This window comes from Bacillus sp. S71 (assembly GCF_016625265.1).
Lineage (GTDB): Bacteria > Bacillota > Bacilli > Bacillales > Bacillaceae_G > Bacillus_A > Bacillus_A cereus.
The window spans coordinates 249114-268866 of sequence record NZ_JACVUW010000005.1 but is presented as its reverse complement, the minus strand read 5'-3'; the positions used below and the strand labels follow the sequence as shown (position 1 = coordinate 268866).

The window sequence follows — 19753 nt, the reverse complement described above, 5'->3', positions numbered from 1 at the left end:
TGAAAGAAAAGAGGCAATCACATGACTGAACGTTTAAAAGTAATGACAATTTTCGGGACACGTCCAGAAGCAATTAAAATGGCACCTCTTGTATTAGAGTTGCAAAAACACCCAGAAAAAATTGAATCGATTGTGACTGTAACAGCACAGCATCGCCAAATGTTAGATCAAGTATTAAATATCTTTGGAATTACGCCAGATTTCGATTTAAATATCATGAAAGACCGCCAAACTTTAATTGATGTTACAACACGCGGTTTAGAAGGTTTGGATAAAGTAATGAAAGAAGCGAAGCCGGATATTGTACTTGTACATGGTGATACAACAACAACATTTATTGCAAGCTTAGCTGCTTTTTATAATCAAATTCCAGTAGGTCATGTTGAGGCGGGCCTTCGTACGTGGGATAAGTATTCTCCATACCCAGAAGAGATGAATCGTCAATTAACAGGTGTAATGGCGGATCTTCATTTCTCACCAACAGCAAAATCAGCAACGAACTTACAGAAGGAAAATAAAGATGAGTCACGTATTTTCATCACAGGAAATACAGCGATTGACGCGCTGCAAACGACTGTAAAAGAAACATATAGTCATCCTGTACTAGAGAAACTTGGAAATGATCGTCTTGTACTTATGACAGCTCACCGTCGTGAAAACTTAGGTGAACCTATGCGTAATATGTTCCGTGCAATTAAGCGTCTTGTTGATAAGCATGAAGATGTACAAGTTGTGTACCCTGTTCATATGAACCCTGTTGTTCGTGAAATAGCAAATGAAATTTTAGGTGAACATAATCGTATTCATTTAATTGAGCCGCTAGATGTAATTGATTTCCACAATGTTGCAGCTCGTTCATACTTAATGTTAACGGATTCTGGTGGTGTACAAGAAGAAGCTCCATCACTTGGGGTACCAGTTCTTGTTCTTCGTGATACAACAGAGCGCCCTGAAGGTATTGAAGCAGGTACGCTGAAATTAGCAGGAACAGACGAAGAGACAATCTTTGGTCTTGCAGATGAGTTGTTATCAGATAAAGAAGCTCATGATAAGATGGCGAAAGCATCTAACCCTTACGGTGATGGTCGTGCATCAGAGCGCATTGTAGAAGCAATTTTACAACACTTTAATAAGTAAATAAAAAAGGCCCAATCGGATAGATTGGGCCTTTTTGTTACGGCTGATTGCGCATAATCCACTCTGCATGAGCATTTGTAGAAGGTGGCGGATCAGTTGGTGTTTTATTTTGGTTTGTTTCTTTTTTTGCTTGTTCGTTAGAATTAGAACTTGAATTTGAATCAGGATTTGAGTTGTTTTTTGTAGTTGGATTTTTTGCTTTTTCCCCTAATTCTTTTTCAATTTCGTTACGCACCGTTTCTACACTGATTGGATCTGGAAGGAAGTAATAAATACCGCCTATCTTTTTGTCTTCGCCTTCAAGCTTTAACGTTTGCATTGTAGAAGGATCAAATCCAGAAAGTTTATTGTAAAGAGCAAGTCCGTCTGAAATAGGAATGTCGGTTTTTATATATTTTCCAACGACAGCTGTTAAATCTTTAATTTTAAATACAGTAGAGGTGGAGTTTAGTTTATGAGCAACAGCGGCTAGTAATTGTCTTTGTCTAGCAGCTCGACCATAATCGCCATTTGGATCTTGCTTTCGCATACGGACGTAAGCAAGTGCTTCTTCACCGTTTAAGTTTTGCTGTCCTTGCTTAAATTGAATTTTTTTGTAGTAATCTACGTCAGAGCGCTCCCAGAAATCGAAGGGTACGTCAACCGTAACGCCGCCGACAGCATCAACGATACCTTTAAAGCCTTGGAAATCAATTTTAAGATAATGGTCTACAGGAACTTTTAGAAAGCCTTCGACAGTTTTGATTGCCATTTCTTCTCCGCCGTAAGCATGGGCAGCGTTAATTTTGTCTTCTTTATTTTTACCAACAATTTTAACTCGAGAATCACGAGGAATACTCATAAGTGAAATCTTTTGAGTTTTCGGATTGACTGTTGCAAACATTAATGAGTCTGTACGACCATTTTGACCGTCTGTCGCATAATCTTCTATACCCATAATGAGAATTGTAAAAGGTTCCTTTGTAATTTCTACATCTTTGTTTCTTAAATCCGATTTTTCACGAGTAAAACCACTATACATCCCCATAAGAGAAGAGTAAGAATTTAACACATAAACTCCTATACTGCCAAATAAAAATGCGAAAATAAGGAAGAAGAAAAGTTTCCTTCTTCGCTTCTTTTTTATTCTGCTATTTTGGAGATGATAATAACGTTCTTCCATATATAATCTCCTTAGTTCGTTAGTTCATTTGTAGGGAAGTAATTCACTACATTAATCTTTGAAGGTGATAAATGGGTTATGCTTAGATAACATCTTGTTCTAAGTACAACATATCTCCTTCTGTAATTGTACATTTCCCGTTTGTTAATTCAATCATCCAATCTGTAAATGCTTGTTTGCCGTCTTCTTCTACATACGTATCAAATGTGACATTTTCTAGATAATGTATATCTTTAATGGCATATTTTGAATTACGTAATTCATTTTCCACTTTGCCAAGTAATGTGTAATCAATCTCGGTTTGCATCACACGCATTAGTTTTCGCTGGACAACACCGACATGATTAATGCCTTCGCTTGTACACTTTCCATATGCACGAATTAATCCACCTGCGCCAAGTTTAATGCCACCAAAATAGCGTGTTACGACAACGACGGTATCTTTTAGCCCACGTTTTTTTAGTACTTCTAGCATTGGTACGCCAGCTGTACCGCTAGGCTCGCCGTCATCATTTGCTTTTTGAATATGATCTTGTTCGCCAATTAAATAAGCGGAACAATTATGTGTTGCATTCCAATGCTGTTTTTTTATTTTTTGTATAAATTCTTGAGCCTCTTCCTCAGTCGTTGCTCGGCTAATATAACAAATAAATCTTGATTTTTGAATGACGATTTCGTGTTCGCCGTAGTCTTTGATTGTTAAATATTGTAATAGCACTTGTATACGCCCCTATCTATCAAAATGACTAGTACTTTCCATTTTAAAAGCGAGCCTTTTTATATTCAAACATTTTTTCTAAATAGGCTGAAGTTTTTGGTGAGTATTTTATCTTTTTGTTGTAATTTGTCGAGATGGTGAGTATAATTTCAACCGGCATTTCCCTGTATGGATGCACCATTTGTAGTTTTCGTGTAAAATTAGGAAATAAAACTTTTTATAAGGCAGGTACGAAAATGAAAATAGCTATTGTTACTGATAGTACAGCATATATACCGAAGCAAATCCGTGATGAACTCAATATATATATGATTCCATTAAACGTTGTGTTTGGAACAGAATCTTATCAAGAAGAAGCTGAAATTTCAGCAGATGATTTTTATGTGAAAGTACGTGAACAAGAGGAACTTCCAAAAACTTCTCAACCAGCAATCGGAAAGTTTGTTGAGCTATATGAAGAACTAGCTAAAGATTATGATGCAGTTATTAGTATTCACCTATCAAGTGGAATTAGTGGTACATATCAAACATCAACGACAGCTGGACAGATGGTAGAGGGTATTGATGTATACACGTATGACTCTGAAATTAGTTGTGAAGTACAAGGATTTTATGTGCGTGAAGGTGCAAGGTTAGCAAGTGAAGGAAAGAGTCCAAAAGAGATTATTGCTCGTTTTGATGAAATGAAAAAAACGATGGACGCCTATTTTGTAGTTGATGATTTACATCATTTACAACGTGGTGGTCGATTAAATAGCGCGCAAGCTTTCATCGGCAGTCTGTTACAAGTGAAGCCAGTTTTATATTTTAGAGATAAAATCATTATTCCGTTTGAAAAGATTCGTACACGTAAAAAAGCATTAAAACGTATCATTGAAATTTTTGATGAGCAAGCAAGTAAAGGTGTACCTATGGAAGCAGTTATCATTCATGCGCAACGTGAAGAGGAAGCGAATGAATGGAAGAAAGAATTAGAAGCAAAATATCCTCACGTCACAATTCGTACAGGTTATTTTGGAGCTGTAATTGGTACGCACTTAGGTGAAGGTGCATTAGGTCTTGGATGGTATACGAAGTAATAAAGATATAAAAAGCTCTCTTTTTAAGAGGGTTTTTTTACGGGTATGTTACGTTTAGTTGACAAGTTAATATTTGGAAATGGTAAAATGTACGTAAAATAAAATAATGAGGAAAGTTTTATAACTTACTTTTTACAAGAAACTATATTATAATAGAAGAGAGGTGAAACATATGGAGCATAATTCTTGTTTATGTCCAAAGTTTGAGTCAGCTTTTACTCTGCTTAGTAAGAAGTGGACTGGCTTAATTATTAAATCTTTGCTTGAAGAGTCGAAACGTTTTAGAGAAATCGCAGATATTATCCCAAATATGAGCGATCGTATGTTGTCAGAGCGTTTGAAGGAATTGGAAAGCGAGGGCATTGTAGTTCGTAATGTCTATCCAGAAGTACCAGTTCGAATCGAGTATGGCTTAACTGACAAGGGGAAAGCGTTAGAAAGTGTTATGGATGAGGTCCAAAATTGGGCTGAGAAATGGATGAAGTAGCATTTCATTTGTATTCGTATATTTAATAAAACGTAAGGGATTCCTTACGTTTTTTCTTTGTTTATAGAAGTAAGAAAAGTATATAAATTTCTACACACACATACAAAAATATACGAATTTTGCGCTAGAGTTACATATAATATTACATTTGTTTTACAAAAACGTAACATTAGCAAAAAAAATCCCGAATTATGGTATAAATTTTATAGGTTATATACGGAAAAAGAAAAAAGAAAGCGGTGTAAAAAATAAAATGAAAAAGCTAAAAATGGCATCTTGCGCATTAGTTGCAGGGTTAATGTTTTCAGGGCTAACACCAAATGTATTTGCAGAAGATAAAATTTCTGACGTGAAATCACAAATTAATACACAAAATGACACTTTACATAAACAACAACAAGAACGTGATGAATTACAAAAACAAATGAATGACTTAAACAAAACAATTCAAGGTTTAGATAAGTCTGTTCAAGAGAATGCTGCAAAGCTTGATGAAACAACGAAAAAAGTTTCTGATACTGAGCAATTAATTGAAAAGAAAAATAAAGATATTGCAGAATTACAAACGAAGATTGCAAAACGTGAAGAGTTATTAAGAAAGCGTTTAGTTGCACTTCAAGAACAGCCAAATACGAACGTTGTAACAGAAGTTCTTGTAAACTCTAAAAACGTTGCAGATTTAGTTGATCGTTTAACTTCTGTTTCTAAAATTCTTGAGTCTGATGAAGATATCATGAAAACACAACAAGAAGACCAAGCTAGTGTGAAAAAAGATGTTGCAACGGTAAAAGAGAAACAAAAAGAATTAAAAGAAGCACAAGCTCAAATTGAAACTGCTAAGAAAGAACTTGACGCTGAAAAAGAGAAAAAAGCAACAGCGGTAAACGATTTAAGCGGTAAAATGGATACAGTTGTAACTTCAATGACAAGTACGGAAGGTCAATTGAAAGAGCTTGAGAAACAAGCGCTACAATTACAACGCATTGCAGAAGAAGAAGCACAAGCAAAAGCTGCACAAGAAGCTGCTGCTCAAAAACAAGCAGAGCAAGCTGCTAAAGCTGCGCAAGCTCAGCCAGCACAAGCACCTGCAGAGCAAGCTGCACCAGCAAACAATGGTGGACAAGCTCAAAAAGAAGAGCCAAAAAAAGAAGAACCTAAAAAAGAGGAACCAAAAAAAGAAGAGCCTAAGAAAGAAGCACCTAAACAAGAAGAGAAAAAGCCAGCTTCAAATGTGGGTGGCGTAATTGGTAAAGCGCAAAGCTACTTAGGTTTACCATATGTTTGGGGAAGTGCATCTCCATCAAACGGTGGTTTTGATTGTAGTGGATTCATTTCTTACATTTTTGGTGTAGGTCGTCAAGACGTTGCAGGTTACTGGAACTCAGTTTCTAAAGTAGGTAGCCCACAACCAGGAGACTTAGTATTCTTCCAAGGTACTTATAAAGCAGGTCCATCTCACATCGGTATTTACGTTGGTAATGGTCAAATGATTCATGCTAGTGATAAAGGAATTGCGTACGGTGATATCAACAGCTCATATAACCAAAAACATTTCTTAGGTTACGGTCGATTCTAGGATTTATAAAAGAATAAAAAACGTGTATAAAGTCGATAGCTTACTATTTTATAAGTAGGTTATCGACTTTTTTGAGTTTTTACGGGATTTGAAGAAGGGTTTATAGTAGTGCTGGAGGTGATTGTCGATGCTAGCGGGGAAACAGTTGCTATTAGACGAACTTTCTTCAGATTTACAGAGGGAATTAAATGATTTGAAAAAGAAGGGAGAGGTCGTCTGTGTACAAGGTGTAAAAAAGAAGGCTTCTAAATATGTATGTCAGCGCTGTGGAAATATAGAACAGCGGCTATTTGCGTCGTTTTTATGTAAAAGATGCAGTAAAGTGTGCACATATTGCCGGAAGTGTATAACGATGGGGAGGGTAAGTGAATGTGCTTTACTTGTTCGCGGGATTGCTGAAAGAAAGAGAGAAAAGAATTTAAACTTGCTACGGTGGAGCGGAACGTTGTCTACTGGTCAGAATTTGGCGGCGCAAGGAGTTATAGAGGCTATTAAGCGAAAAGAATCATTTTTTATTTGGGCTGTATGCGGGGCTGGGAAAACAGAGATGTTGTTTTACGGTATTAACGAAGCGCTTCAAAAAGGAGAAAGAGTTTGTATCGCAACGCCGAGAACGGATGTTGTTCTGGAATTAGCACCGAGATTACAGGAAGTATTTCCATATATAAAGGTAGCGGCTTTATATGGAGGGAGTGTGGATAAAGAAAAAGATGCAGTACTAGTCGTTGCAACCACGCATCAATTATTGCGTTATTATAGGGCGTTTCATGTCATGGTTGTAGATGAGATAGATGCTTTTCCATATTGTGCAGATCAAATGTTACAGTACGCGGTAAAACAAGCGATGAAAGAAAGAGCGGCGCGTATTTATTTAACTGCGACTCCAGATGAAACGTGGAAGCGAAAATTTAGAAGAGGTGAACAAAAAGGTGTTATTGTTTCTGGACGATATCACCGTCATCCTTTGCCAGTTCCTTTGTTTTGTTGGTGCGGGAATTGGAAAAAAAGCCTCATTCATAAAAGAATTCCTCGAGTTTTACTACAGTGGTTACAAACGTACTTAAATAAAAAATATCCTATTTTTTTATTTGTTCCCCATGTGCGATATATAGAAGAGATAAGCCTGTTGTTAAAGTCATTAAACAAGCGAATTGAAGGTGTACATGCAGAAGATCCGGGTAGAAAAGAAAAAGTAGCGGCTTTCAGAAAAGGAGAAATCCCATTATTAGTTACAACGACAATTTTAGAGCGAGGCGTAACAGTAAAAAATTTGCAAGTAGCGGTTTTAGGGGCGGAAGAAGAAATATTCTCAGAAAGTGCACTCGTACAAATTGCGGGCCGAGCAGGGCGGAGCTTTGAAGCACCGTATGGAGAGGTCGTTTATTTTCACTATGGTAAGACAGAGGCGATGGTGCGCGCGAAAAAACATATTCAAGGTATGAATAAAAATGCGAAAGAACAAGGATTGATCGATTGATGCATTGTTTACTTTGTGATGAGTGTTTTGTAGAAACGGTTAGTTGGTACAATTTTTTTGTAAAGTGTCATAGAAAATATATATGTGATAGATGTGAGCAGAAACTTTCCTATATTATAGGAGAAATTTGCATGGAGTGTGGGCGGCCTTTAGAATATGTTCCTGCCTCATTTCAAGAAGACGGTATTTGTATAGATTGTCTAAGGTGGATGAAAGAGGCGAAGTATCGTTCTTTTAAAAACCGTTCGTTATATATGTATGATGATGAGATGAAAGAAATAGTAGCGCAGTTTAAGTTTCGGGGGGATGCAGAGTTAGTGCGCATTTTTTATCGTCCTTTTCGAAGTTTATTTCAAAAGTATTTTGCTAATGTTTCAACCGTTATCGCTGTTCCGCTTAGTAAGGAAAGGGAAGTTGAACGTGGTTTTAATCAAGCTGAGTTATTAGCAGCTTGTTTACCTGTCAAAATTTCTTATCCATCATTAAGAAGAAGGGAAACAGAAAAGCAAAGTAAGAAGACACGTAAAGAAAGGGTGTCAGGAAGCAATCCTTTTTATTTTCAGGGAGAAGAGATGTTTTCTGGGCAACATATTTTACTCGTTGATGATGTGTATACGACTGGAATTACAGTTAGGCAAATCGGAAGTTTGTTATATGAAAGAGGGGCAAGGGAAGTATCTAGTTTGACACTTTGCAGAAGTTAATATGGCAGTGTCGAAAGGGATAATAAAAAGGCGATAAGTCTTCTTTGACTTCATATGTTGTCATTCGTTATAGTCAAAATATGGGGCGAATGCCCTGATTTTTAGAGTGAAGGGAATGGAATGAACATGCAAGGAAGAGTGAAATGGTTCAATGCAGAAAAGGGATTTGGGTTTATTGAGCGTGAAGATGGTGACGATGTATTTGTCCATTTTTCTGCTATTCAACAAGATGGGTATAAGTCATTAGAAGAAGGGCAACAAGTAGAGTTTGACATTGTAGATGGAGCACGTGGACCACAAGCAGCTAATGTTGTGAAACTGTAGGGGATATTGTTTTGGGAAGAGAAAGCTGCGTTTGTGGCAACGTTATATATATGTAGTAGAACCTCTTGTTTTTCGCAAGGGGTTTTTTGTTATAGGGTAAGTTGTCAAAAAGTTGTTTCTTTTCTGTAACGAATTGTCCACAGTTATATTCGTTATTCACGATGTTAATAGGATAAAATAAAGATAGAAACGATGCATCTTTTCATTTCAACAAAAAACGATAAAAAAATCGCAATTCCACTAATTTTTTTAAAAAAGTTAGAAGGAGTTTTTAAGCCAGTGTCGAAATTATAGTACATAGGCTTGAAAGGAGGAATTCATCTATGAAATTCAACATTCGTGGTGAAAATATTGAAGTAACTCCAGCATTAAAGGAATATGTAGAGAAAAAACTAAGTAAGTTAGAGCGTTATTTTGATACATTCCCAGAGATTAAAGTTAATTTAAAAGTATACTCTGACAAGCAACGTGTCGAGGTAACAATACCATTTACTGATTTATTACTTCGTGCAGAAGAAACTAATAGCGATATGTACGCTGCTATCGATTTAGTAGTTGATAAACTTGAGCGACAAATTCGTAAACATAAAACAAAGGTAAATCGTAAGTTACGTGAGAAAGGTTCTGTGAAAACGAACTTTATCCTTCCAGAAGCAGTAGCTGTTCTGGATGCGGTGGAAGAGGATGAATTAGAACTTGTACGTACAAAACGATTCGATTTAAAACCGATGGACGTTGAAGAAGCGATCCTACAAATGGATATGCTAGGACATAATTTCTTCGTCTTCACAAATGCTGATACAAATGAAACTAATGTTGTATATGGCCGTGAAGATGGGAAATACGGTTTAATCGAAACTAAATAATAATTCAAAAGCGCAGCCGAAATGGCTGCGCTTTTTTGTATTGAGATTTTGAATGTGATTATCTCCATAAGTATGTACTTGTTAGGAGTATACTAATTTTGTTTAATTTAACAATATTTTATAATTGTAAATAAAATATTAAGTTTTCTGGAATCAATTGATAGTGTATTTTGCTTTTGTTATCTTTAAATCGCATTATACAGATTTACTTTGTTTCTTTAGTAAAAAAATAAAATCGATATAATGCTACAAATTATCGGAGGTGCTTTTAGTGAGCATTAAGAAAAAAAGTCGTTTTATGTTTGGATCTGTTTTATCGTTAGGTATTTTAGCTAGTACTTTTGCTTTAACCGAACCTGCTAAGGCTGATACAAAGGATGATCATGTAGAATTTACCTTTAGACTTTGGAATGCATATGATTTTACTAATGCACGTCCTAAAGAGACACCTACTTCTATGTATATGCGTGTAAAGAGTAGTGAGAAGGGCGGTGGTTCTTTTAACGTTTGGACAGAAGCTGATAAAAATAAAGGTAAAGGTAATAGAGATTGGGTAAATGTTTCAGGTGAGTCGGGTAAGCATGAAGGAACGGTGAAACCAGGTAAAACGTATCTTTTCCAAAATTACGCATATGAAAACTATGGAAAAAATGTACCTGTGAGATTTGGTGGTTATTCTAGAGAAAATAATGCTTATCCTACTGCTTGGAGTCCTGATCGTGTAAGACCGAGTGAACCTTACACTGAATATTGATTTAGAAATTATAAATTGAAATTATTTATTGTGTAGTACTAGAAAAAGTCGTATAGTTCCGAGTCTTGATTATACGGCTTTTCCTGCTATTTCATTTTTAAAATAGGAGGAGTTGTAATGAGGTTTATCTCAAGATATATTTTAGTTTGTTTTTTTATATTGAGTATTAGTTTCTTAGTTTCTTGTCAAAAGAAAGTAGATGAACCGATTGTAAATATTGAAGATACTTTAACGGAAAAAGATAATTTGAAAAGTATTCAGTTACAAGAAATTAAGAAAAATACTATTGTTGAACAAGTGTTTTTAAAAAGTGAAAATGGTCATGATTTCTTTCAAGGTCAAATAGAAAGAAATGATAGTTTAATAGAGGATAAGCTTTCAAATAAAAAATTAAAGTCAGGAGTTATACCAGAAAATTATTATGTTTTTTTAACGGGTGTGACGAATAAGAAAAAACCAACGTATCTTTTGGGACGGATTGAACAAATTGATGGAAAAATAATTCAGTGGAAACAAGAAGTTAAGAGTGTAAAAAGAAAAGGTACAAATGATGTTTATCAGTATGAAGTTGAGTTTCCTAAATTTGAAGGAGAGAGAGCAAATGTTTCTTTTCGTTACATTTGGTTAAATAAAGAAAATAAATGTTATGGTGTTGCGGATCAACTGTTCATATTAAAAAAGATTTAAATTTCATTAATGCTTTATGGAGGAGTTGTAGATGAGTTACTTTTTAGGAAGGATTTTAAAAGGTAGGATGTTTTGGTTGTCTGTATTTATTATGTTAGTAATTGTCATTGCTCAATATATTGCTATGTGTGTAACAACGAAAGGATTTAATGATGCTGGGATTATAAAGGTATCTCCATATTTATCTAACATTTTACATTTTAATAGATTACCATTTTATAGTGAATTTTATCTACTTATATTTCCTATGATTTCTGCAATGGCTGTAGCTGGGATTTATAGAATTGATAAAAATTATGGATTTATTTATCCTGTCATTTCTAAGATGGGAACGCGTCATTATTTTAGATTACTTTATTGTATTAATTTTATAGTATCTTTTTTTATTATAAGTGTCCCTTTACTATTTCATTTTTATTTATATGCGATGACTTATCCGACAGTTGCTCCGCATCCGATATTAAATTATATGGCGGCTACTGTTTCACCAACAGCTCAATTTAATACGGTTTATTATGAGTATCCTACTTTATATTTTCTAATGTATGTATTTTTAAATAGTTTATACGGTGCGGTTTTTTCGAGTTTGGCTTTATCAATTTCGTTTTTTATAAAACGAGTTTATTTTATTTATTTAGTTCCATTTGTTTTACATATTTTTTGGCTTGGTATTGGAAAAGGGATTCTCAATCCTAAAGATTATTTAATTAAAGATTTCGGCTTTTTTGAATTGCAAATTTTTCTTAGTGTCCTATTATGTATTTGGTTTTGTTCTGTAGTTCTTTATTTACGGGGGAGTAGGAAGCATGTTCTTTTATAATGTAATGAAAGAAACTATAAGGATGAAATATGTTGGGTTAAGTATTCTCTTTTTACTTAATCTTAGTATCATTGGTTGCTTGTTCAATTATTTTGAACAGGGCATTGTAAAAGAGAAAATGAACGAATTGGAAACTTTGTATAAGGTTATGTCGTTTTATAATTTGTCGACTATATTTATTCCTTTAATAATTGTTTTTTCTGTATATTCTATGTCGAATTTTTTTAGTATTTATGTTGTTTACAGAGTGAATAATGTATTGGAATTAGTTTCCATATATTATATAAAGTTATTCGTTTTTGTTTCCTTTTTTGCTGGGAGTATGATTTTACAGTTGTTTTTGATGTCAAATAGGATGGCTGTAACTAGTGTTGATGTAAATTATCCATTATTATTTTGCATTCAATTATTTGCGAGTGTTTTTATATGTATGATAAGTGCTTTATTGCAATTATTTTTACCTAGTTTACTTGTAATAATATGTATGATTACTGCTGTTTTATTAGATAGATTTATATTACATGGATTTTTATTTACAAATGCTTTTTATATAAATGTGTTTGAAGATGCTACTGGTTTATTTATACGCTTATTTGGCTGTTTTTTTATCTTTTTTATAAGTGTATGGATTTTATCTAAAAAAAGTTATATTTCTATGAATGATGAGACAGAGGTGATCTAGTTTACATTATGATCTTATATAATTTGTTAAAAAGAGATTTACATGTAAGGTTTCGAGATTCCATCAAGATAATGGCTTTTTTATTCTTAATTTACGCTATTATTGCAAATGCTTTTTTATACAATCAGCCTCTTAGTAATGGTAAAGAATCTGTATTAGTAGATGTTACCTTTTATCGATTTTTTCATGGAGTAGACTTTGTGGATTTATCTTATTTTTATAAGGAGGGGCGATTTTCTATTCCTTTTTATTGGATATTCTTTCAAATCACTCCTTTGTTGCTTGTAGGGAATTTTGCTTTTTCAGATATTCAACAGAATGGTGTTTATTTATTTCCTCGTGTTAAGAAGAAGCATTTTCTGTGGTTAACGAAAATGCTATCTTTGTTTTTTTACATAGTTTGTATTTGGGTTGTTATGTATTTTATTTGGTTTACGGTGTACTATTTGCTTACTTTTGGCGAGAGTTCTTTATATAGTCAATTTTCTTATAAAATATTAGGTACTATGCTAATTCAAATAATTATAAGCTTTTTATTAGCTTTGATTTTTGAGTTTTTAACGTTTTATATACCAATAACTATTGTTTTTGTACTAATGTTGTTGTACCTGTTTTTGTCTATTTTCTTTCATAGTATTTATTTTTTAGGCTCTTTTGTTATGCCAAATCGTTGGTATTTTGTTGATCACAGTTCAATTCAATTGACTTTAGGTAATAATCAATCTATTCAATGGAATGATTTACTCCTAATAGGGGTAGTAATTGTTGTTGTAATGATTTTATTAGGTAGTTTTTGTTTTAAAAAACTAGATGTGATAGGTGAATAATTTATGGACAATTATATTAAATGTGAATGTATGACGAAAAGATTAAAAGGAAATATTGTGTTAGATAATATTAATTTGTCAGTAAAAAAAGGCGAATTTTTAGTTTTGAAGGGGCATAATGGCTCTGGTAAAACGATGATTTTACGCGCTATATCAGGGTTAATGCGTTTGAATTCTGGAGTTGTTTATGTAGATAATGAAATAATTGGAAAACAAAGGCGATTCCCTGATTCTATGGGGATATTGATTGAATATCCAAGTTTTATTCCAGCGTATACTGGTTTTCAGAACTTGAAATTTTTATCATCGATTAATAATAAAATTTCTGATGAGGAAATTTATAATATTATTCAGAGGGTTGGACTTGATAAAACAGATAAGAGAAAATATAAAAGATACTCTTTAGGTATGAAACAACGTTTAGGGATAGCGCAAGCTTTAATGGAACAACCAAAATTATTGTTATTAGACGAGCCAACTAATGCTTTAGATAGTGATGGGATAAAAGATGTTTTAGATATTTTGGAAGTAGAAAAATCTAAAGGAACGACTATTATAGTAGCTAGTCATGATGTGCATGTCCTGGATAATGGTATAGTAGATCGCATTGTACATGTTAATAATGGAAAGTTGGTAGATTAAGAGTGACAAGAAATCATGTCTTAATAATCATTGGATTGTGTCTGTTGCTATGTATATTTGCTAGTTTATTTAGATTTAAAACATTAAATCTAAATAATGAATCTTATAAAGTGGTAAAAGATGAATTTTTATCTAATAGAACTTTTGAAGATGGACAAGGAGTTACGTTTCATGCTCTTGATCCTCTTGATCCTACAAAAGTTTATGATCCTTATGAAGACCGTGAAGTAGTGACGTATGTTTTACCTTTAAATATTACAAATACAACAAATCGGGATATTAACTTGCTTAGTAATGAGTCTATTTCCGATACATTGTTTTATTCTAAAATAGGCGAGTTTTATAATGTAATTCCGTATGCAATGGAGTTACCTAAACAATATCAGTTTGATCCTGTAATACCTGCTGGTAAAACAGTACGAGGATATATAGGGACAAATTATTTTATAGGAGATGACCCTTATAAAAATTATAAAAACTTTTCAAATGAATCAACTAAGGTGAAATTTATTTCTTTTATGAAGGATAAGAAAGGGAAATATCATGAATTAGAAATACCAATAAATTAATAAAATTCGTGATTGATCCAGATATATTTTAAGGGTGTTTTTTGCTGTGGTTGAGTAGATCTTGCAACATAACAGTATCGTTTAAAGTCGGAGTTGTTTCGCAGGTGTAAGTATCTATGGATGCTGCACCTGCGGAATTTCCGACTTTTTGTAATTGTTCATTTAAAACTAATAGATTTTCTTCGATTATCCTCTTTTAAAGTGGGATATTTAATACGGAATTTGCAATAGAGGGATAGAGAAAAGACATATTAGTTTGTTGGAACAAATGAAATGAAAACTTTTTTGAATATAAGGCCTGACATTCGGCCGATTGTTGTCATAGTTATAAGACAAGTGTTACAATTATCATTAGGTATATACATTTTAGTTTTTTTAATTAGGAGAAAAATTGGCATAACATACATTTGATTTTTACAACGACTGATTGTAATAGAGAAAAAGAAAAACAATCGGAAGTTTTATTTTAATAAAAGAGGAGCGTATTTCCTATGATCGGTATTTTAAAAAAGGTGTTTGATGTAAACCAACGCCAAATTAAACGTATGCAAAAGACAGTTGAGCAAATTGATGCATTAGAGTCATCTATTAAGCCACTAACTGATGAACAATTAAAAGGAAAGACGCTTGAATTTAAAGAACGTCTAACAAAAGGTGAAACAGTAGATGATCTACTACCTGAAGCTTTTGCAGTTGTTCGCGAAGCGGCAACTCGTGTTCTTGGAATGCGTCCATATGGCGTACAGTTAATGGGTGGTATTGCCTTACATGAAGGGAATATTTCTGAGATGAAAACGGGTGAAGGTAAAACGTTAACATCTACATTACCTGTATATTTAAATGCTTTAACAGGAAAAGGTGTTCACGTTGTTACAGTCAATGAATACTTAGCACAACGTGATGCGAACGAAATGGGACAACTTCATGAGTTCCTTGGCTTAACGGTAGGAATTAACTTAAACCATATGTCACGCGAAGAGAAACAAGAGGCTTATGCTGCTGATATTACGTATAGCACAAATAATGAGCTTGGATTCGATTACTTACGTGACAACATGGTTTTATATAAAGAGCAGTGCGTTCAACGTCCACTTCACTTTGCTATTATCGATGAAGTCGATTCTATTTTAGTCGATGAAGCGCGTACGCCGCTTATTATTTCGGGACAAGCTCAAAAATCAACAGAGCTATACATGTTTGCAAATGCATTCGTTCGTACGTTAGAAAATGAAAAAGAGTATTCATTTGATGTGAAAACGAAAAATGTAATGTTAACAGAAGATGGTATTACGAAAGCAGAGAAAGCTTTCCATATTGAAAACTTATTCGATTTAAAACATGTAGCACTTCTTCACCATATTAATCAGGCGCTTCGTGCACACGTTGTTATGCACCGTGATACAGATTATGTTGTACAAGAAGGCGAAATCGTAATTGTAGACCAATTTACTGGTCGTCTTATGAAAGGTCGTCGTTATAGCGAAGGATTACACCAAGCGATTGAAGCAAAAGAAGGTGTAGAAATTCAAAATGAGAGTATGACGCTTGCGACAATTACATTCCAGAACTACTTCCGTATGTATGAAAAATTATCTGGTATGACTGGTACAGCGAAAACAGAGGAAGAGGAATTCCGTAACATTTACAATATGAACGTTATTGTAATTCCAACAAACAAACCGATTATTCGTGATGATCGTGCTGATTTAATCTTTAAATCAATGGAAGGTAAGTTCAATGCTGTTGTTGAGGATATTGTAAATCGTCATAAACAAGGGCAACCTGTTCTTGTAGGTACAGTTGCAATTGAAACTTCAGAGCTTATTTCAAAAATGTTAACACGTAAAGGTGTACGTCATAACATTTTAAATGCGAAAAACCATGCGCGTGAAGCAGATATCATTGCTGAAGCCGGTATGAAAGGTGCTGTAACGATTGCAACGAATATGGCTGGTCGTGGTACAGATATTAAGCTTGGAGACGATGTGAAAATCTTCGGTCTAGCAGTTATCGGTACAGAACGTCATGAAAGCCGTCGTATTGATAATCAGTTACGTGGTCGTGCTGGTCGTCAAGGGGACCCTGGTGTGACGCAGTTCTACTTATCAATGGAAGATGAATTAATGCGCCGATTTGGTTCAGATAATATGAAAGCAATGATGGATCGTCTTGGTATGGATGATTCTCAGCCAATTGAAAGTAAAATGGTTTCTCGTGCGGTAGAGTCTGCACAAAAACGTGTTGAAGGAAATAACTATGATGCACGTAAGCAGTTATTACAATACGATGATGTACTTCGTCAGCAACGTGAAGTTATTTATAAGCAACGTCAAGAAGTAATGGAATCGGAAAACTTACGTGGCATTATTGAAGGTATGATGAAATCTACAGTAGAACGTGCTGTTGCGCTTCATACACAAGAGGAAATTGAAGAGGATTGGAACATTAAAGGTCTTGTTGACTACTTAAATACAAACCTTCTTCAAGAAGGAGACATAAAAGAAGAAGAATTACGTCGCCTTGCTCCTGAGGAAATGAGCGAACCGATTATCGCGAAATTAATAGAGCGTTATAATGACAAAGAAAAGCTTATGCCAGAAGAGCAAATGCGTGAGTTTGAGAAGGTTGTTGTATTCCGCGTTGTAGATACGAAATGGACAGAGCATATTGATGCGATGGATCACCTTCGTGAAGGTATTCATTTACGTGCTTACGGTCAAATTGATCCACTTCGTGAGTACCAAATGGAAGGATTCGCGATGTTCGAGTCAATGGTTGCTTCTATTGAAGAGGAAATTTCTCGTTACATTATGAAAGCTGAAATTGAACAAAACTTAGAACGTCAAGAAGTTGTTCAAGGTGAAGCTGTTCATCCATCTAGCGATGGCGAAGAAGCGAAGAAAAAGCCAGTTGTAAAAGGTGACCAAGTGGGCCGCAACGATTTATGTAAATGTGGTAGCGGTAAAAAATATAAAAACTGCTGTGGTATTGTTCAGTAATATAGGGCGGTAGCTTTGGCTGCTTTGCAAACTTTTATATCAAAAATGTATAATTAAGAAGAATTAAACTCTCTCCGTAATAAGTGGAGAGAGTTTCCCTTGTTTTCATACGAAAGTAACAGCAATTACATAGAGGTGAAGGAAATGGAATTAGTAGAAATTAGACAGGAATTAGAGAAAATGGCTAAGCGATTAGCGGCTTTTAGGGGGTCTCTTTGACCTCCCTACTAAGGAGAACCAAATTGCAGAATTAGAAGAAAAAATGATGGGCGCAGGATTTTGGGATGACCAACAAGGCGCACAAGTTGTAATTAATGAAGCGAATGCGTTAAAAGATATGGTTGGAAGTTTCCGTCAGTTAGATGAGACGTTTGAAAATTTAGAAGTAACGCATGAGCTTTTAAAAGAAGAATATGATGAAGATTTACATGAGGAATTAGAATCAGAAGTAAAAGGCTTAATTCAAGAAATGAATGAGTATGAGCTTCAGTTACTATTAAGTGATCCTTATGATAAAAATAATGCGATTTTAGAATTACATCCAGGTGCAGGTGGAACTGAGTCACAAGACTGGGGTTCTATGTTATTACGTATGTATACACGTTGGGCTGAAAAACGTGGATTTAAAGTAGAAACGGTTGACTATTTACCAGGTGATGAAGCTGGTATTAAGAGTGTAACTTTATTAATTAAAGGTCATAACGCTTACGGTTACTTAAAAGCAGAGAAAGGTGTACATCGTCTTGTACGTATTTCACCATTCGATTCTTCAGGTCGTCGTCATACATCGTTTGTATCTTGTGAAGTTGTACCAGAGTTCAATGATGAAGTTGAAATCGAAGTACGTACAGAAGATTTAAAAATTGATACGTACCGCGCAAGTGGAGCGGGTGGGCAGCACGTAAATACGACAGATTCAGCAGTTCGTATTACACATACACCGACAAATACAGTTGTAACGTGTCAGTCAGAGCGTTCACAAATTAAAAACCGTGAGCATGCGATGAAGATGTTAAAAGCGAAATTATATCAAAAGAAACTAGAAGAGCAACAGGCACAATTAGATGAAATCCGTGGGGAACAAAAAGAAATCGGATGGGGTAGCCAAATCCGTTCTTACGTATTCCACCCGTATTCTCTTGTAAAAGACCACCGTACAAATACGGAGGTTGGTAACGTACAAGCAGTTATGGATGGAGAGATTGATCCATTTATTGATGCTTACTTACGTTCTCGCATCTAATAAGCGAAAAAAAGCCAACAAAATTGTTGGCGCATGCTGAGGATATAGAGGATATAGAGGATATAGAGGATATAGAGGATATAAGGCATTTGATTTTATTTTTATAGATGAAGTAAAGAGGAAGAGAAGTTGGAAACGACAACTTCTCTTTTTGATGGGATTATATGTAGATTACAATGCTGTATATTGTTTTGTAAAAAGTAGAGAATAGTAAAATAGAGCGGTAATAGGGTGAAGGTTTATATAGAACTTTTCTAATTTTCCTTTTAAAAAGGATTCTTTATAGAAGTTTTTTAAGTTGTTCACAGAATTGAAACAACTTATGAAAGCTTTATTTTATCAAGGTTCTCACTGTATTTTTGAGGAATATGAAATACACCTTAGTTTTTCTATATAAAGATAATGCTTATAATGAAAATGAGTGTGTTAGGAATAAAAAGAATATCAACAATGGGGAGCGATAGAAGTGAAAAAGAAATTGTTGGCTATTGCGCTAGGGACATCGGTTGTTTTTACTTTAGGAGCATGCGGAAATAAAGAAGAGAGTAAGTCTTCGAAACAGTCTGCAAGCACAGACAGCGCAGAACAAATTTTCCAAAGAAGTTGTGCTGGATGTCACGCAACAGATTTATCAGGGGCAACTGGACCTGATTTAAGAAAAGTGGGCGGTAAGTACGACGCCGCAGATATCGAAGAGATTATTAAAAAAGGCCGCGGTTCAATGTCACCAGGACTTATTCAAGGTGAAGATGCGAAAAAAGTATCTGAATGGTTAGCAGAACATAAATAAAAAAGGTGAAATGGACGAGTTGATAATATATTCAACTCGTTTTCCTTTTTCTAGGATGTAACATAACTGTAACAAAAATGTATCCAAATTGGAAACCGTTTGATGTTACAATGGGGTTTGTAGAATTTTGCTGAAATATATTACATAGAGTGGTATTGCTTATGAGAAAGCATAAGTAAACTACCTTCAACAAGGATGAATAAGTGAAAA

The 19753-nt window shown here is 34.5% G+C and carries 20 protein-coding genes; 18 read left to right on the top strand and 2 right to left on the bottom strand.

Features of this window, described 5'->3' with window-relative positions; all coding sequences use genetic code 11:
* Positions 1-21 precede the first annotated feature (21 nt).
* Positions 22-1137 carry a non-hydrolyzing UDP-N-acetylglucosamine 2-epimerase gene (wecB, locus tag IBT51_RS14235; protein WP_000140121.1) on the top strand — a complete coding sequence of 372 codons (1116 nt, stop codon included), beginning with the start codon at positions 22-24 and terminating at the stop codon, positions 1135-1137.
* Between the two features lie 37 nt (positions 1138-1174).
* Here wecB and IBT51_RS14230 read toward each other — a convergent pair whose 3' ends face one another.
* Both IBT51_RS14230 and IBT51_RS14225 read right to left on the bottom strand, forming a co-directional pair.
* Entirely contained in the window at positions 1175-2299 is a 1125-nt protein-coding gene (locus IBT51_RS14230; RefSeq protein WP_069356509.1) for an LCP family protein, read from the bottom strand.
* Between the two features lie 82 nt (positions 2300-2381).
* Positions 2382-3017, bottom strand: a complete 636-nt coding sequence (locus IBT51_RS14225) for a YigZ family protein (RefSeq protein WP_000926669.1) — start codon at positions 3015-3017, stop codon at positions 2382-2384.
* Positions 3018-3253: 236 nt separating this feature from the next.
* Between IBT51_RS14225 and IBT51_RS14220 the strand changes: the two genes are divergently transcribed.
* The 17 genes from IBT51_RS14220 (at position 3254) to cccB (ending at position 19543) form a co-directional block, all read left to right on the top strand.
* Entirely contained in the window at positions 3254-4096 is an 843-nt protein-coding gene (locus IBT51_RS14220) for a DegV family protein (protein ID WP_000684727.1), read from the top strand.
* Positions 4097-4268: 172 nt separating this feature from the next.
* A complete protein-coding gene (locus IBT51_RS14215) occupies positions 4269-4583 on the top strand; it encodes a winged helix-turn-helix transcriptional regulator (RefSeq protein WP_000400857.1) in 315 nt (104 codons plus the stop codon).
* A gap of 148 nt (positions 4584-4731) precedes the next feature.
* The gene (locus IBT51_RS14210; RefSeq protein ID WP_140155510.1) at positions 4732-6159 is read left to right on the top strand and encodes a C40 family peptidase; all 1428 of its coding nucleotides are present in this window, start codon (positions 4732-4734) and stop codon (positions 6157-6159) included.
* Positions 6160-6286: 127 nt separating this feature from the next.
* A complete protein-coding gene (gene comFA, locus IBT51_RS14205) occupies positions 6287-7636 on the top strand; it encodes an ATP-dependent helicase ComFA (RefSeq protein WP_000879410.1) in 1350 nt (449 codons plus the stop codon).
* Positions 7636-8340 carry a ComF family protein gene (locus IBT51_RS14200; protein ID WP_200458452.1) on the top strand — a complete coding sequence of 235 codons (705 nt, stop codon included), beginning with the start codon at positions 7636-7638 and terminating at the stop codon, positions 8338-8340. The genes comFA and IBT51_RS14200 overlap by 1 nt, the downstream gene beginning before the upstream one ends.
* Before the next feature lie 126 nt (positions 8341-8466).
* Positions 8467-8664 (top strand): cold shock protein CspC, encoded by a 198-nt coding sequence (gene cspC / locus IBT51_RS14195; RefSeq protein WP_001990088.1) that lies wholly within the window; start codon positions 8467-8469, stop codon positions 8662-8664.
* Positions 8665-8987: 323 nt separating this feature from the next.
* Positions 8988-9530 (top strand): ribosome hibernation-promoting factor, HPF/YfiA family, encoded by a 543-nt coding sequence (hpf, locus tag IBT51_RS14190; RefSeq protein ID WP_200458453.1) that lies wholly within the window; start codon positions 8988-8990, stop codon positions 9528-9530.
* A 271-nt stretch (positions 9531-9801) separates the two neighbouring features.
* Positions 9802-10284, top strand: coding sequence for a hypothetical protein (locus IBT51_RS14185; RefSeq protein WP_200458454.1), 483 nt, complete (start codon positions 9802-9804; stop codon positions 10282-10284).
* Positions 10285-10401: 117 nt separating this feature from the next.
* Entirely contained in the window at positions 10402-10971 is a 570-nt protein-coding gene (locus IBT51_RS14180; protein WP_001211060.1) for a hypothetical protein, read from the top strand.
* Positions 10972-11002: 31 nt separating this feature from the next.
* The gene (locus IBT51_RS14175; protein ID WP_000120050.1) at positions 11003-11791 is read left to right on the top strand and encodes a hypothetical protein; all 789 of its coding nucleotides are present in this window, start codon (positions 11003-11005) and stop codon (positions 11789-11791) included.
* Positions 11778-12473, top strand: a complete 696-nt coding sequence (locus IBT51_RS14170) for a hypothetical protein (protein ID WP_200458455.1) — start codon at positions 11778-11780, stop codon at positions 12471-12473. The genes IBT51_RS14175 and IBT51_RS14170 overlap by 14 nt, the downstream gene beginning before the upstream one ends.
* Before the next feature lie 71 nt (positions 12474-12544).
* Positions 12545-13300, top strand: coding sequence for a hypothetical protein (locus tag IBT51_RS14165; protein WP_200458484.1), 756 nt, complete (start codon positions 12545-12547; stop codon positions 13298-13300).
* Between the two features lie 3 nt (positions 13301-13303).
* On the top strand, positions 13304-13942 hold the full coding sequence (locus tag IBT51_RS14160) for an ATP-binding cassette domain-containing protein (protein WP_200458456.1): 639 nt from the start codon (positions 13304-13306) through the stop codon (positions 13940-13942).
* Positions 13943-13983: 41 nt separating this feature from the next.
* On the top strand, positions 13984-14511 hold the full coding sequence (locus IBT51_RS14155; RefSeq protein WP_029948375.1) for a hypothetical protein: 528 nt from the start codon (positions 13984-13986) through the stop codon (positions 14509-14511).
* 491 nt (positions 14512-15002) lie between these two features.
* Positions 15003-17510, top strand: coding sequence for a preprotein translocase subunit SecA (gene secA / locus IBT51_RS14150; RefSeq protein ID WP_078400870.1), 2508 nt, complete (start codon positions 15003-15005; stop codon positions 17508-17510).
* Positions 17511-17654: 144 nt separating this feature from the next.
* Positions 17655-18753, top strand: a protein-coding gene (gene prfB, locus IBT51_RS14145) for a peptide chain release factor 2 (RefSeq protein ID WP_096001455.1) whose coding sequence is annotated in 2 segments (ribosomal slippage) — positions 17655-17726 and positions 17728-18753 — 1098 coding nt in all. Because the reading frame shifts where the segments join, the coding sequence is not laid out codon by codon here.
* Positions 18754-19219: 466 nt separating this feature from the next.
* Positions 19220-19543 carry a cytochrome c551 gene (gene cccB / locus IBT51_RS14140; RefSeq protein WP_000727975.1) on the top strand — a complete coding sequence of 108 codons (324 nt, stop codon included), beginning with the start codon at positions 19220-19222 and terminating at the stop codon, positions 19541-19543.
* Positions 19544-19753: the final 210 nt, after the last annotated feature.